Source organism: Bradyrhizobium sp. HKCCYLRH3061, assembly GCF_051168015.1.
Lineage (GTDB): Bacteria > Pseudomonadota > Alphaproteobacteria > Rhizobiales > Xanthobacteraceae > Bradyrhizobium.
Map to the genome: position 1 here is coordinate 73,331 of NZ_JBNPUE010000013.1, position 13,284 is coordinate 86,614.

At 66.7% G+C, this 13,284-nt stretch carries 14 protein-coding genes and 1 riboswitch; of the genes, 3 read left to right on the forward strand and 11 right to left on the reverse strand.

Going from position 1 to position 13,284, the window contains the following annotated elements:
* Window positions 1–378 precede the first annotated feature (378 nt).
* Window positions 379–819, forward strand: coding sequence for a hypothetical protein (locus ACQR2C_RS21095; RefSeq protein WP_315804362.1), 441 nt, complete (start codon window positions 379–381; stop codon window positions 817–819).
* 941 nt (window positions 820–1,760) lie between these two features.
* Here ACQR2C_RS21095 and ACQR2C_RS21100 read toward each other — a convergent pair.
* Window positions 1,761–2,267: a mismatch-specific DNA-glycosylase gene (locus ACQR2C_RS21100; protein ID WP_434882022.1), complete on the reverse strand. Its 507-nt coding sequence runs from the start codon at window positions 2,265–2,267 to the stop codon at window positions 1,761–1,763.
* A 108-nt stretch (window positions 2,268–2,375) separates the two neighbouring features.
* Here ACQR2C_RS21100 and ACQR2C_RS21105 point away from each other — a divergent pair, with 108 nt between their 5' ends.
* Entirely contained in the window at window positions 2,376–2,996 is a 621-nt protein-coding gene (locus ACQR2C_RS21105) for a glutathione S-transferase family protein (protein ID WP_316177835.1), read from the forward strand.
* 162 nt (window positions 2,997–3,158) lie between these two features.
* On the opposite strand, the gene ACQR2C_RS21110 is transcribed toward ACQR2C_RS21105, so the two are convergent.
* The 3 genes from ACQR2C_RS21110 to ACQR2C_RS21120 all read right to left on the reverse strand — a co-directional run bounded on the left by ACQR2C_RS21110 (window position 3,159) and on the right by ACQR2C_RS21120 (window position 5,365).
* The gene (locus ACQR2C_RS21110) at window positions 3,159–3,428 is read right to left on the reverse strand and encodes a hypothetical protein (protein WP_315827115.1); all 270 of its coding nucleotides are present in this window, start codon (window positions 3,426–3,428) and stop codon (window positions 3,159–3,161) included.
* A 193-nt stretch (window positions 3,429–3,621) separates the two neighbouring features.
* Window positions 3,622–3,879 carry a hypothetical protein gene (locus ACQR2C_RS21115; protein WP_315804366.1) on the reverse strand — a complete coding sequence of 86 codons (258 nt, stop codon included), beginning with the start codon at window positions 3,877–3,879 and terminating at the stop codon, window positions 3,622–3,624.
* Window positions 3,880–4,105: 226 nt separating this feature from the next.
* On the reverse strand, window positions 4,106–5,365 hold the full coding sequence (locus ACQR2C_RS21120) for an acyltransferase family protein (RefSeq protein WP_434882023.1): 1,260 nt from the start codon (window positions 5,363–5,365) through the stop codon (window positions 4,106–4,108).
* A 668-nt stretch (window positions 5,366–6,033) separates the two neighbouring features.
* On the opposite strand from ACQR2C_RS21120, the gene ACQR2C_RS21125 reads away from it, so the two are divergent.
* A complete protein-coding gene (locus ACQR2C_RS21125; protein WP_316217612.1) occupies window positions 6,034–6,378 on the forward strand; it encodes a hypothetical protein in 345 nt (114 codons plus the stop codon).
* A gap of 293 nt (window positions 6,379–6,671) precedes the next feature.
* Here the strand turns inward: ACQR2C_RS21125 and ACQR2C_RS21130 are convergent, their stop codons facing one another.
* The 7 genes from ACQR2C_RS21130 to ACQR2C_RS21160 form a co-directional block, all read right to left on the reverse strand.
* Window positions 6,672–7,058, reverse strand: coding sequence for a RidA family protein (locus tag ACQR2C_RS21130; protein ID WP_316178443.1), 387 nt, complete (start codon window positions 7,056–7,058; stop codon window positions 6,672–6,674).
* A gap of 148 nt (window positions 7,059–7,206) precedes the next feature.
* On the reverse strand, window positions 7,207–9,108 hold the full coding sequence (gene thiC / locus ACQR2C_RS21135; protein WP_434882024.1) for a phosphomethylpyrimidine synthase ThiC: 1,902 nt from the start codon (window positions 9,106–9,108) through the stop codon (window positions 7,207–7,209).
* A gap of 380 nt (window positions 9,109–9,488) precedes the next feature.
* The gene (locus tag ACQR2C_RS21140) at window positions 9,489–10,097 is read right to left on the reverse strand and encodes a thiamine phosphate synthase (RefSeq protein WP_315804371.1); all 609 of its coding nucleotides are present in this window, start codon (window positions 10,095–10,097) and stop codon (window positions 9,489–9,491) included.
* On the reverse strand, window positions 10,084–10,866 hold the full coding sequence (locus ACQR2C_RS21145; RefSeq protein ID WP_315804372.1) for a thiazole synthase: 783 nt from the start codon (window positions 10,864–10,866) through the stop codon (window positions 10,084–10,086). The genes ACQR2C_RS21140 and ACQR2C_RS21145 overlap by 14 nt, the downstream gene beginning before the upstream one ends.
* A 128-nt stretch (window positions 10,867–10,994) precedes the next feature.
* Window positions 10,995–11,192 (reverse strand): sulfur carrier protein ThiS, encoded by a 198-nt coding sequence (gene thiS / locus ACQR2C_RS21150; RefSeq protein WP_315804373.1) that lies wholly within the window; start codon window positions 11,190–11,192, stop codon window positions 10,995–10,997.
* Complete coding sequence (locus ACQR2C_RS21155; protein WP_315804374.1) at window positions 11,183–12,196, reverse strand: FAD-dependent oxidoreductase; 1,014 nt, start codon at window positions 12,194–12,196, stop codon at window positions 11,183–11,185. Before ACQR2C_RS21155 ends, thiS begins: the two co-directional genes overlap by 10 nt.
* Window positions 12,184–12,295: riboswitch (TPP riboswitch) on the reverse strand. Its footprint overlaps the gene before it by 13 nt.
* A gap of 78 nt (window positions 12,296–12,373) precedes the next feature.
* Window positions 12,374–13,165, reverse strand: coding sequence for a lytic transglycosylase domain-containing protein (locus ACQR2C_RS21160; protein WP_315804375.1), 792 nt, complete (start codon window positions 13,163–13,165; stop codon window positions 12,374–12,376).
* Window positions 13,166–13,284 lie beyond the last annotated feature (119 nt).

Consider the following 13,284-nt stretch of genomic DNA (forward strand, 5'->3'; position numbering starts at 1 on the left):
AAACATCCAGCCCGTAAATCACCGTGGTCGGACAAGGTTAATGGGGCCTTAACGCCGGCGCCCGGCGGCCTTGCACGCGCCAAATACCCCGAAATCGCCTTGGTTCTGCGCGGGTCTCGACCCATTTCGCCAGCGCCCGCGGCACATCCCGGTCGGCTGGCCTTCGTCCCACACCATCCGGGCGGCTGACATTCGCACCGCCAAGTTCCTGCGCTGCTTTCTGCACTGCGAGCGCGTCATTTCGAACACACCGGCGGCGGCGCATGCGCGGTGCCGCGCAAAGGGCTAAATTCGGCCGGATCGATTCGCTTGATGGGGCGCGATCGTCACACGTGGCCATCGAATTACCTCAAGTTCACTTCGCTGGAGACTTCATCCATGAGAATTGCATCCTTCGTCCGTGGTCTGCTGGTGGCGCTGACGGCCGCAGCCTTCGCCGTCCTGCCGGCCACCGCGCGCGCGGACGGCGGCTTCATCACGCTGACCATCTACAAGGCAGGATGGATCATCGGCGGCTCCGGCGGCAGCGGCGTGTTGCATTTCCATGGCCGCGCCTATCCGCTGTCGACCGGCGGTCTCGACTGGGGCCTGGTGTTCGGCGGCTCGCGCACGGTGCTGCGCGGCCGCGTCAGCAACATCTGGCGTCCGTCCGACGTCGAGGGCGTCTACGGCGCCGCGGGTGCGGGCCTTGCCGTCGGCCGCGGCGTGCGCGGCATCGTTCTGACCAACCAGAAGGGCGCGGTGCTGGAGCTGTCGGGCGAGCAGATCGGGCTGCTGGCGAACGTCGATCTGTCGGGTCTGGCGATCACGATCAGGTAGTTGCGGTGGTGTTCGGCCAGTGCCGCGCGATGAGTTGCCATCGTTCGCCTGCACGGGCGATGACAGTTTTTCCTGAGGTGAGCGACTGCCAACATCGTCCATCTGCAGCGCGTGATTCCACGTTCTCGCCGCACCGCGTGCGCGAGGGATACATCGTGAGAGCCCCGGTCGAAAATCGAGAGGGGCAGGGAAGGCCGGGAGCTCGCCGCTCCCATGGTCCGCGTGCAACAAAAAGCACGCGGCAGAACCACAGGTTCGGCGGAGACATCCCGGCCTTCCCTGCGCGCATGGTCTGACGGCTTATACGTGGTCTCCCTGGCGCGCCGGCTTGTTGGCCGCCATTGCACGCGCCACGCTTCCGCATGAGCACGCGCGTGATACCAGCGTCGGGGTATCAGGACATCACGACTTCGCCGTACGTGACCGCCGGCGCTCGTCCGGCGCAGCGATCACGTCCACCGCGGCCCACCTCCACGTATCGTGACGACGCGTACGTCCCTCTGCATGAGGCGGGTTGAGCGAAAGCATCGTCCTGATTTGCCCGACATGACAAGCGCTGATGCCTGCGGCAAACTAACACGACGGGCAGTTTGCGCATGGCACGGATGCGCGGATTGCCCGTCGGGCAGAATAGCTTTGAGCTGCTTGCGACTGCGCCCTCTCCCCTTGTGGGAGAGGGCGCAGTCACCAAGCATTGCGGTGGGCTCGATTAGTTCGTGGCGCGTCGCCATGATGATGTTGTCATCACCTGTCATCATGTGGATCCGTGAGGATGGCAAAGACGCGCGCATGCTGCTGGTTGCGCGATACGGTGTGCGATGCGCGCCGTGCCCACCGCCTGCTTGCGCCCATGCGGATGGACGGTGGGCACGCGACCGCCCTGCGGGCGGCTGCTTTGCTCACCCTACCGATCCTCATCGAAAGCGGTGACAGGCGCTGCTTCAGACGCGATCCCCGGCGACATGCGCCGCCAGCTCCCGCCACGGTTCGAGCGTCCACGCGCCCGAGGCCGCGCCGGAGGGCGAGGCGAGCACGAACGTGGTCGGGAAATCATCCTGCTCCGGCTGCCGCCCGAGCGCGATCGCACTGGTCGGCCGGACGTAGAACAGGCTTGCGGCCTTCTTGCTGGTGAAGGCGACCGTCGCCGGCCGATGGCGCCGGATCTTCGCGGCAAAGCCGGCGACGTCGACGCCGGCCTTCAGCGCGACATGGTCCATGCCCGCGCCCTGCTTGCACAGATCGGTGAAGCCGATGCCGAGCGACAGCAGCGCCGGAAACTCCTGCGGTTGGTACAGCCGCGGCGTCAGGCCGATTGCCTGCAGCGTGCGCCAGAAGCGGTTGCCGGGATGAGCGTAGTAGTGTCCGGTCGCGGCTGACCGTTCGCTCGCGGCGGTGCCGACGAAGACGAGGCGCAGGCCGGGCTGGAGCTGATCGGGCAGGCGGTCCATGGCGTCGTTGTCGCATTGTTGCGGTCGCCGCAACAGCCTGTTGCCGGCGGGCTGCATTGTTGCCGCGATGCCCCTGGTCTATGTGACGGGAAGCCACGGGAGCACCTGATGTCACAACGTCGTCTGTATCATTTCGCCCTCTCCGGCCACGCGCATCGCGCGCGGCTGATGCTGAGCCTGCTCGGCCTGCCTTGCGAGCTCATCGAGGTCGACCTCAAGGGCGGCGCGCACAAGCGGCCGGACTTTCTTGCGCTCAATCCGTTCGGCCAGGTGCCGGTGCTGGTCGACGGCGATGCCGTGATCCCCGATTCCAACGCGATCCTGGTCTATCTCGCCGGCCGCTACGACGACGCTGGCAAATGGCTGCCGCGCGATCCGCTCGGTCAGGCCCAGGTGCAGCGCTGGCTGTCGGCCGCGGCCGGTCCGCTGGCGTTCGGTCCGGCGGCGGCGCGGGTTGCGACCCTGTTCGGCGCACCGCTGGACATGGCGAAGGCGCACCAGCTCGCCCACGGCCTGTTCACGGTGATGGAAGGCGAGCTCTCTGCGCGGCCATATCTCGCCGGCGCGGCACCGACCATCGCCGACGTCGCGCTGTTCAGCTACACCGCGCACGCGCCGGAAGGCGGCGTGTCGCTGACGCCGTTCCCGAACGTGCAGGCGTGGCTGACGCGGATCAGGGATCTGCCCGGCTTCGTGCCGATGCAGGCCAGCGCGGTCAGCGCAGCCTGACCGGCGCTAGATCATGATGCGATTCAACGGAATCGCATCATGATCTCATCTCCTTGTTTGAGCGTGATCTCCGCGCAAACGCCTTCGGCGTTTGTCGCGAGGGAAAACCGGTTTCCACTTTTCCGGATCATGCTCTCATGCACGACGGCGTGCGAACGCCGCTTACAGGAAGCAGCGGCGCTCGTCGCGCAGCTTGAGCTGGATGTTGGTCGCCTCGACGAAGGTCGGCACCGGCTTGGACACGATCTTGTAGGTCGATGGCCACTCCACAGGCTTCGACTGCAGCTCGGTGTTCCAGATCTGGCAGATGCCGGTGTTGTCCCAGCGGATCACGTAGTAGCCGGACTTGGGCGCAGGCGCGGCGAATGCGGTGGGCACGATGGAGGCGGCAGCAATGGCCGCGGCGGCGGCGAGCGTGGTCAGGCGACGCATCATCAATCTCCTCAAACGAACAGCGACAATCGCCCGCCCGCGCGGGCCACCGGCCGTGCGGCCGGACCAAGGCGAAAGTGGTGCGACAAAAGCGCGCGCAACGCAAGCTTGCGCGTGCCGTCATTCACAGCGATGTCCGGGATGTGAACGACGACATGCCGCCGTCACATGATGCCATCAGGCGGGCGCGGGCTCAGAGCGTGCAGCGGCCCTGCTGACGCAGCCTGATCTGCCGGGTCACGGCGTCGTTGAACGTCGGCACCGGCCGGCTGATGACCTGATAGCTCGACGGCCATGCGACCGGCTTGAATGCGAAGGCCTCGCTCCAGACCTGGCAGATGCCGGTATTGTCCCAGCGGATGATGTAGTAGCCGGCCTGCGCCGGCGCGGCGGCCAGCAGGGTGGCCGCGGCGAGGCCTGCGGCCAAACAGACTGTGGTGAAACGAGGCATCCTGAAAACTCCGGCAACAAACTGGCCCCAGCCCGCGGCCGGCCCTATGTCGGAGCGGTCTCGTTCATTTTGAAGGCAGCCGCGCAGGAATCATGCGGCAAAAGCGCGCGATCACGGCTGACGAGGCGGATGGCAGCGAACGGAGCCTCACCGGATGCGCGGCGCGCCGCATGGATTGCGGCCGCCGCCATCCGACGCCGTCACGTCGGCGACGTCGGCGCGAGCGTCAGGGGCGGACGGTCTCGGTGCCTTGGCGGGAGGAGAACCTGAGGTCCGCCGCGAAGCCCGCTGTCGGGACGAAAGCCGGGACCACGCCGATGGGGGGCGGCTGCGGGGCCACCGGCCGCGCGCGCCGGCGCAGGAAGTGGCGCTCGAGACAGGCGTAGGACAGCGTGGCCGCCAGGACCGACAGCGGCAGCCCGATCGCGAGCCGCAGCGGCCACCACACGCCGTAGCTGTCGAGGAAATTCAGGATCGGCAGGTGCCAGAGATAGATGCCGTAGAAGATCCGGCCGAGGAAGAGCGCGACCGGCCATTCGAAGATGCGGTGGAGAATCGTGCCGTGGCTGCGCGCCAGCATGGTCAGCGCGAGGATGCCGGGAAGCACGCCGCACACCATGCTGCCGAACAGATAGTAGTTCATGCTCGGTCCGTCCGCCGGCCAGAACAGGAAGGTGACCGTACCCCAATAGATCAGCAGCGGCCATGCGAGCTTCGGCCAGAGCCGGTCGAGCGCGGGTGAGGCGCCGTGCGGCACCAGCCTGAGCACGACGGCCATCGCGCAGCCCGCCATCAGGGCGTCGGCGCGGGTGTCGAACGCGGTGTAGAGCCGCCGCCACTCCGCGCCATCGAGCACCAGCGCGACGCGCCAGGCCCAGATCGCGGCTGCGATGGCACAGATGGCGCCGACCAGCCGCCAGGTGACGCCGAAGCGCTTCACCAGGAACACGAAGGTCAGCGGCCACAGCAGATAGAACTGCTCCTCGGTCGACAAGGTCCAGGTGTGGCCGATGTCCTCGATCGTCTTCGGATCGAACACGTACCAGTAGTTGGAAATATAGGAGAGCGCGATCGCGGCGCGCTCCACCGCCGGCAGGAATGGCGGCCGCAGCAGCCAGGTGAACAGCAGGTAGGCGGCGAGCATCAGCAGCAGCGGCGGCACGATCCGGGCGAAGCGCCGCGCATAGAACTGCCGGAACCTGATGTGGCCGTGCTTGTCGATGTCCCGCAGCAGCAGGCCGGTGATGTAATAGGCGCTGGCGACGAAGAACAGGTCGATATAGAGCACCGCGCCCGGCACGAGCGTATGCGAGACATGCGCCGTGACGACGCCCAGGGTCATCAGCCCGCGCATGCCGTCATGCGAGGGAACGTAGCCGAGCGGATAGACCTGGGCCTGGAAGGCCTCCCGGATCGCCTCCCGCAACGGCGCCGTGGCGGCGGCCGCGAGGCGGAACAGGGCATGAAACGGCCATGGATAAAACATTTATCGCTAGATTTTCGGAGATAATGTTTCGGACTATTAAATCCTATTTAAAAATTAAATAATCCGCAAGCAGCGAAATAGCAGGGCGGGTGTCATGACGACGCAGGGTTGCGATGAAATGAGGCAAGTCGCCGGATGCGGCGGCAGGTGACGGCGCCAGTGCAGGTGAAGGCGACGGGAACTCGTGATGCCGATGTGGAGGCGGCGACGGTGTGTGGCGCGATCGGCGTATTCCGCTCGTCTCGTCTTCGCCGCCTGCACGGTCGGCCGTGTCGCCCGATCGGCAGCACCATCGCCGGACGACCATCGTAGCCATTGACTGTCGCCTCATCGACAGAACCGCAGGGTGGGCAAAGCGACGTCTTGCTCACTGCGTCACCACGCGCCGGCGGGAGCGTGCCCAGCATGTCCACCGCGGTGGACACGCCTCCGCCGCCGCTCTGCGAGCGCCGTCGGATGCTTTGCCCACCCGCTGTCGCGACCGCGGCGACGCCCTCGATCAGCATCTTCCGGAGTGCGAGCGCCCACACGGCGAATGCGCGTCAACCACGTCGTTCGTGTGCAGCGCAGATTAACAATCATTGGTTGTGAGTTGCGAATTTGAAGTTTAAGATCGTCGATTGTTTGAGTGCAGCCAATTTTTGAGTGTCATTTCAACGGAGCTTGTCATGGAAGAAGCGCATATCAAGGCATTCGAGGCCCTGCCCCAATCCACCTCGTGCAGGATCATCACGTTCGACAGCGCGACCGTGGTGCCCGGCATCGTTCCGGACACCTACTTCCTGATCGTCACCGGCACCAAGCCCTGGGTGACGATGAAGGTCGAATTGCATCCGCTGATCTATATCCGGCAACCCGAATATTGGGGCATCGAGGTCGTCGGCTGCCAAAGCGGCATCGGCCTGCCGCAGCCGGCGCCGTATCACGTGGTTCTCGACATCACGCATGTGCGCGGCAAGAAGGGGATCGAAGTCATCGGCGCCACCAGCAGAAAGCAGATCAACGTGCCGTAGGAAGGTCGAGGGCCGGGGCCCACTGGTCCGCAGCCGCGCTTGGGCGTCACGCGGCCGAGCACTGTGCTGCCCGATACAGCGCCCTCGCCCCTTGTGGGAGAGGGCATGTACGGCCCATCCATCCATGCGGTCGGGTGAGGGGTGTCTCTCCGCAGGTGAACTCGTGGATGCATGCCCCTCACCCAACCGAGCCTGGCGCACTGTCCTACATGCCCTCTCCCACAAGGGGCGAGGGCGCATTCACGCGCACCGTTCTATTTGCTTGAGGCGCCTGAACAGCGTCCTCCACATCGCTACGCCGTCGCCAACGCCGCGACACCCTCAATCTCGATCAGCATCTTCGGATCGGGGAGCGCCACCACCACGCAGGTGGTGCGCGCCGGATACGGCGCCGGCCCGAACGCCGCGGCATAGAGCCGGTTCATCGCCGCCACGTCGGCCGCGCGGGTCAGCAGCACGTTGACTTTGACGAGATCGCGGATGCTCGCGCCGCCCTCGCTCAGCACGCGCGTGAAGTTGGTTACGACATTGGCGAACTGCGCGTCGAACTCATCGGGCAGGTTGCCGTCAGCGTCGAAACCGGGAATGCCGGAGATGAAGAGGAGATCGCCGACGCGGGTGCCGAAAGACAGCGGCGGGGCTTTGACGTGCGGCGGGGCGGGGATGTGGTGGATGGGCATGAAGATATTCTTCCCTCGTGTGCGGAGAGTAAGGCCAAAATTCTGCGGCTTATCTTTGAGTTCATCTAACAAAAAGCCGGGCTTGCGCCCGGCTTGATGGATGGCCGGGTCGAGCCCGGCCATGACGACGGAGAGAGCTGAGCGGGCGTCAGGACAACGCCTTGTTGCTCTCCTTCACCTTCTCCGCGTCCAGATATACGCTGCCGCCCATTTCCTTGAACTTGGCGCTCATCTGGGCCATGCCGTCCTCGATCGTGCCGCTGATGGTCATGCCGACTGTCGCCGGATCATTCAGCGTGGCGGCGTAGTCGCGGACGTCCTGGGTGATCTTCATCGAGCAGAATTTCGGGCCGCACATCGAGCAGAAATGCGCGACCTTGTGGGCTTCCTTCGGCAGGGTCTCGTCGTGGAAGCTTTTCGCCGTGTCCGGGTCGAGGCCGAGGTTGAACTGGTCGGTCCAGCGGAACTCGAAGCGGGCGCGCGACAGCGCGTCGTCGCGGAGTTGGGCTGCCGGATGACCCTTGGCGAGGTCGGCGGCGTGGGCGGCGATCTTGTAGGTGATGACACCGGTCTTGACGTCGTTGCGATCGGGCAGGCCGAGATGTTCCTTCGGCGTCACGTAGCACAGCATGGCGCAGCCGAACCAGCCGATCATGGCGGCGCCAATCCCTGAGGTGATGTGGTCGTAGCCCGGCGCGATGTCGGTGGTCAGCGGCCCGAGCGTATAGAACGGCGCCTCGCCGCACTCCTTGAGCTGCTTGTCCATGTTGATCTTGATCTTGTGCATCGGCACGTGGCCGGGGCCCTCGATCATGACCTGGCAGCCCTTGTCCCAGGCGATCTTGGTCAGCTCGCCCAAGGTCTCCAGCTCGGCGAACTGCGCGCGGTCGTTGGCGTCGGCGATCGAGCCGGGGCGCAGGCCGTCGCCCAATGAGAATGAAACATCATACTTGCGCATGATGTCGCAGATCTCCTCGAAATGGGTGTAGAGGAAGCTCTCCTTGTGATGCGCGAGGCACCACTTGGCCATGATCGAGCCGCCGCGCGAGACGATGCCGGTGACGCGCGACGCGGTGAGGTGGATGTAGGCGAGGCGCACGCCGGCATGGATGGTGAAGTAGTCGACGCCCTGCTCGCACTGCTCGATCAGGGTGTCCTTGTAGAGCTCCCAGGTCAGCGCCACCGGATCGCCGTTGCACTTCTCCAGCGCCTGGTAGATCGGCACGGTGCCGATCGGCACCGGCGAGTTGCGCAGGATCCATTCCCGCGTGGTGTGGATGTTGCGGCCCGTCGAGAGGTCCATCACGGTGTCCGCCCCCCAGCGGATCGCCCACACCATCTTGTCCACCTCCTCCTCGACCGAGGAGGTCACCGCCGAGTTGCCGATATTGGCGTTGATCTTGGTGAGGAAGTTGCGGCCGATGATCATCGGCTCGAGCTCGGCGTGGTTGATGTTGCAGGGGATGATGGCGCGGCCGCGCGCGATCTCGTCGCGGACGAATTCCGGGGTGATGAAGGCGGGGACGGCGGCGCCAAAGCTCTCGCCGTCGGCGAGCGCGGCCTCGGCGCGCGCGAGCTGGGTCTTGCGGCCGAGATTCTCGCGCTCGGCGACGTAGATCATCTCCTTGGTGACGATGCCGGCGCGGGCGAATTCGAGCTGGGTGATCTTGTGGCCGTCGAGCCCGCGCAGCGGCTTGTGATGCGCGGTGAACGCCTTCGCCGCCTTGTCGGCGCCGACATTGCCATTGTCCTCGGGCTTGATGTCGCGGCCGACATATTCCTCGACGCCGCCGCGCTCGCGCACCCAGGCGGAGCGGGCGCGCGCCAGGCCGGCATTGACGTCGATGGTGACGGAGGGGTCGGTGTAGGGACCGGAGGTGTCGTAGACCGGCAGGTTGGGCTCGGAGGCGGCTTCGGAGAGAATGATCTCGCGCAGCGGCACGCGCAAATCGGGCGCGGAGTCGGGCACGGCGTAGATCTTGCGCGAGGACGGCAGCGGGCCGGTGGTGACGGCGGGCAGGGTGGTGTCGGGATTGGAGCGGATGTTCATGGGGTCCTCCTTCTCAATTGTTGTTGTCGGAGTGAATGGGGGCCGTCATTGCGAGGAGCGGGAGCGACGAAGCAATCCAGGGCGGCACGCGCGGCCCTGGATTGCTTCGCTCCGCTCGCAATGACGGTGGAGAGAGTTGCGGTTCACATTGGCTCGCCGCTTATGCCGAGCGGAGATGATTTGGCGCTGTGAGGGGGGCACGCTGCTCAGGCTCCCTCCCCCCTTGTGGGGGAGGGTTGGGGAGGGGGGTAAGCCGCACCCACCGCCCCCGGGGCTACCCCCCTCCCTAGCCCTCCCCCACAAGGGGGGAGGGAACGACGGAGAGCGGGGCGACGTCAGGGCCCAATCACTGTCAGAGGCATTCGCAAATGCTGCGCGCATCAGGCCGGCTCCCTGGTCGCATCGAGCCAGGCGCGGACGCGGGCGTCGGGGTCGGGGTTCTGGGTGACGTCGCTGACGACGGCGATGGAGTCTGCGCCCGCCGCGAAGATCTCCGCGGCCTGCTCCAGCTTGATGCCGCCGATCGCGACCAGCGGGATGGTGCCGACGCGCTTCTTCCATTCGCCGATCTTCGCGACGCCCTGCGGCGCGAAGCGCATCGCCTTCAGCGTCGTCGGGAAGATCGGGCCCAGCGCGACATAGTCGGGCTCGGCGGCGAGCGCGGTCTCCAGCTCGGCATCGTCATGCGTGGAGAGGCCGAGCGTCAGGCCGGCCTGCTTGATGGCGACGACGTCGGCCTCCGCCAGATCCTCCTGGCCGAGATGGACGTGCTGCGCACCGGCGACAACGGCGGCGCGCCAGTAGTCGTTGACGATCAGCTTCGTCGCGGTGCCCCTGGTGATCACCAGCGCATCGGTGACGATCTGCAGCGCCTCGCCGTCGTTCAGGTCTTTCGCGCGCAACTGCACGGTGCCGACGCCGAGCTTGGTCAGGCGCTCGACCCAGGCGAGGCTGTCGACGACGGGATAGAAGCGATCAGGATACGGCATGCCAGAACGGGGTCCCAACGACAGGAGTGGAGGGCGAGGCGAAATCGCGGGCGTCCATCAGCCCGGCCTCGTAGGCGGTGCGGCCGGCCTCGACCCCGAGCCGGAAGGCGCGGGCCATCGCGACCGGGTCGGCGGCTTTTGCCACCGCGGTGTTGAGCAGCACGGCGTCGTAGCCGAGCTCGAGCGCCTCTGCCGCGTGGCTCGGCGCGCCCAGGCCGGCGTCGACGACCAGGGTGACGTCGGGCAGGCGGTCGCGCAGCAGCTTCAGCGCATCGCGATTGGTGATGCCCTTGGCCGAGCCGATCGGCGCCGCCCAGGGCATCACGACCTTGCAGCCGGCATCGACCAGCCGCATCGCGACCGTGAGATCCTCGGTGCAGTAGGGGAAGACCTCGAAACCGTCCTTGATCAGGATATCAGCGGCTTCGACGAGACCGACCACGTCGGGCTGCAGGGTGTCGTTGTCGCCGATGACTTCGAGCTTGATCCAGCTCGTGCCGAACAATTCGCGCGCGAGCTTCGCCGTCGTCACCGCCTCGCGCACGCTGCGGCAGCCGGCGGTGTTCGGCAGCACGGTGACGTCGAGCGCGTTGATCAGCTTCCAGAACGCGTCGCCGGTCTTGCCGCCCGCGGCCTCGCGCCGCAGCGACACGGTGACGATCTGGGCGCCCGAGGCGCGGATCGCATCCTGCATGATGGCAGGCGAGGGATAGAGCGCGGTGCCGATGAGGAGGCGGGAGGCGAAGGTCTTGTCGTAGAAGGTGGGCATTAGTTGTCTCCGTCGTTGCGGACGGTGGTTGCCGCGGCGCTATCACCGCGGCCGGGGGCTATGGGTCGCTGCTTTCGCAGGGACGACAGCTGCAAGTGGCGGGCGAGCGCGGGTCTCACGGCCATCGCTCACCCTCCCTGCCGGGGGGTGATGATCTCGATCTCGTCGCCGGCCTTGAGCGCGGTCTCCGCCCAGCGGCTCTTCGGCACGACGTCGTAGTTCAGCGCGATGGCGAAATGGGTGCCCTCGTAGTCCAGCTCGGACAACAGCGCAGTCACGCTGGTCGCGTTGATGTCGCGGGCCTCGCCATTGACGGTCACGCGCATCGCATCACCTCGTTGTCGATCTGGCCGTGCGCGAGGTAGTTCAAGGTCGCCTGAGCCAAGGCGGGCGCGATCAGGAAGCCGTGGCGATAGAGGCCGTTGACGCGGATCTCGCGCTCGCCCTTGATGGTGATGCGCGGCAGATTGTCGGGATAGGCCGGCCGCAGCCCCGAGCCGAATTCGAGGATGCGCGCCTCGCCGAACGCCGGATGCACCGAGTAGGCGGCGCCGAGCAATTCCAGCGCCGAGCGCAGGCTGACGCCGGTGTCCTCGGCCTCGAGCGAGGTCGCCCCCAGCATGAACAGGTTGTCCTCGCGCGGGATCAGATAGAGCGGGAAGCGCGGATGCATCAGCCGCACCGGCCGCGCGAGCTGCACCTCGGCGGTCTCGATCAGGATCATCTCGCCCTTGACGCCGCGCAGCTCGGGCTCGGCGTCGCGCGCCTCCAGCCCGCGGCAGTCGATCACGAGGCCGTCGAGATCATCGGCCGTGACGTCGCTGTTGAACAGCACCCGGCCGCCGGCCTCGACGATGCGCTGATGCAGCTTCGGCAGCACGCGGCGCGGCTCGACATGGCCCTCGGTCGGATAGAACAGGCCCTCGCGGAAGCGCCCCTCCAGCGACGGCTCCAGCGCGGCAAGCTGCTGCGCGTCGAGCCGCTGATAGCCGGAGGTGCGGCGGGCGAAGCGGTCGTAATCGGCGCGGTCGCGGGCATGCGCGATCACCAGCGAGCCGTTGAACGGCGTATCCGGCAGCTCGCGCCGCCAGATGTCGAGCGAGGCGAGCCCGAGCCGGCTGATGATGGGCTCGGCGACCTCGCTCTCGCAATAGGGCGCCAGCATGCCGCCGGCCCAATGGCTGGTGGAGAGCATCAGGTCGGAATCGCTGCGCTCGTGCAGGGTGACCTCGCGGCCCGCGCGCGCGAGCAGAAGCGCCTGCCAGGCACCTGCGATGCCTGCACCGATGATGGATACGGGAACATCCCCGCGCGTGGTTGTCTGCTGCATCCCTGTCCCTTCGCCGGCATGACCCGGATCAGGTTCAAAGGGTCACCGCATCACGCTGCGGTATCTCAGCTCCCCCTCGGAGCTCCCCTCGGAACGCGCTTAAAATAGACCGATACGGCCCCGTGTCAACGGAGTGTCACGGAAAGACAGTTTGGGGCGGTAAGGAACCAAGCGCCGTCAGTGCGCCCGCGCGTGGCGGCCGGTCGCGATTTTCGGGGTGATGTCGAGCGGGCCGCTCATCCGCTCGGAGCGGCCGGCGGGCCGCGCGTCGGCGAGGCGCTGCCGCTTGGCCTCCTCGTAGTAGCCCCTGGCGAAGTAGAGCACGGCGCGGTCGTGGTCGCCGTGGGCGGCACGGTAGGCGCCGGCGAGATAGCGCACGCCATAGGTGAGATTGGTGTTCGGATCGTGCAGGCCCTGCGCGTCGCCGGTGTAGCCGAGGCCGCGCGCGGTGCCGAGCTTGATCTGCATCAGGCCGATGCAGCCGCAGCGGCCGACCAGGTCCTTCTGGTATTTGCTCTCGCGCACGATGACGCGGTGGATCAGCGATTCCGGAATGTTGTTGGCGGCGGCGTGCACCGCCACCAGCGCGTCGATGTGCGGATGGCCGGTGTCGATGTGGCGCGGCTTGGTCTCGGCCGCCCTGCGCTCGGCGTCGCGGGGCTCGGCCGCAGCGGCCGGGATGGCGTCGGTGTCGGCGGGCGCTGAGGCATTGGCGTCCATCGGCGGCGAGGTGTCGGCGCTGCTGACGGCCTCGATCGCCTCGACCTCGCGCGCGGCCTTGGTCACCGCGCTGCGTGCGGCCAGCTCCCTGGTGCCGTCGGAGCGGACATGGGCGAGCTTGACCTTGCCGGCCTTCGGCTTGGCTGCACTGTCCGATGCGGTGCTCGCATCGTCGGCAGCCATTGCGAACGGCACGGGACCAGCCATCGCGAAGCCTGCAATGCAGGCCGTCAGCACAAGACGTCTCATGTGTCAGGATCCCCCGGGAACCACACGCATGCCGAGCAGCCCCCCAGCACGCGCTTAACACTTTGCACACCGTAATTGGCGCGAACGCCGGGCGATAATGTGGCAATAATGGGGCGGAG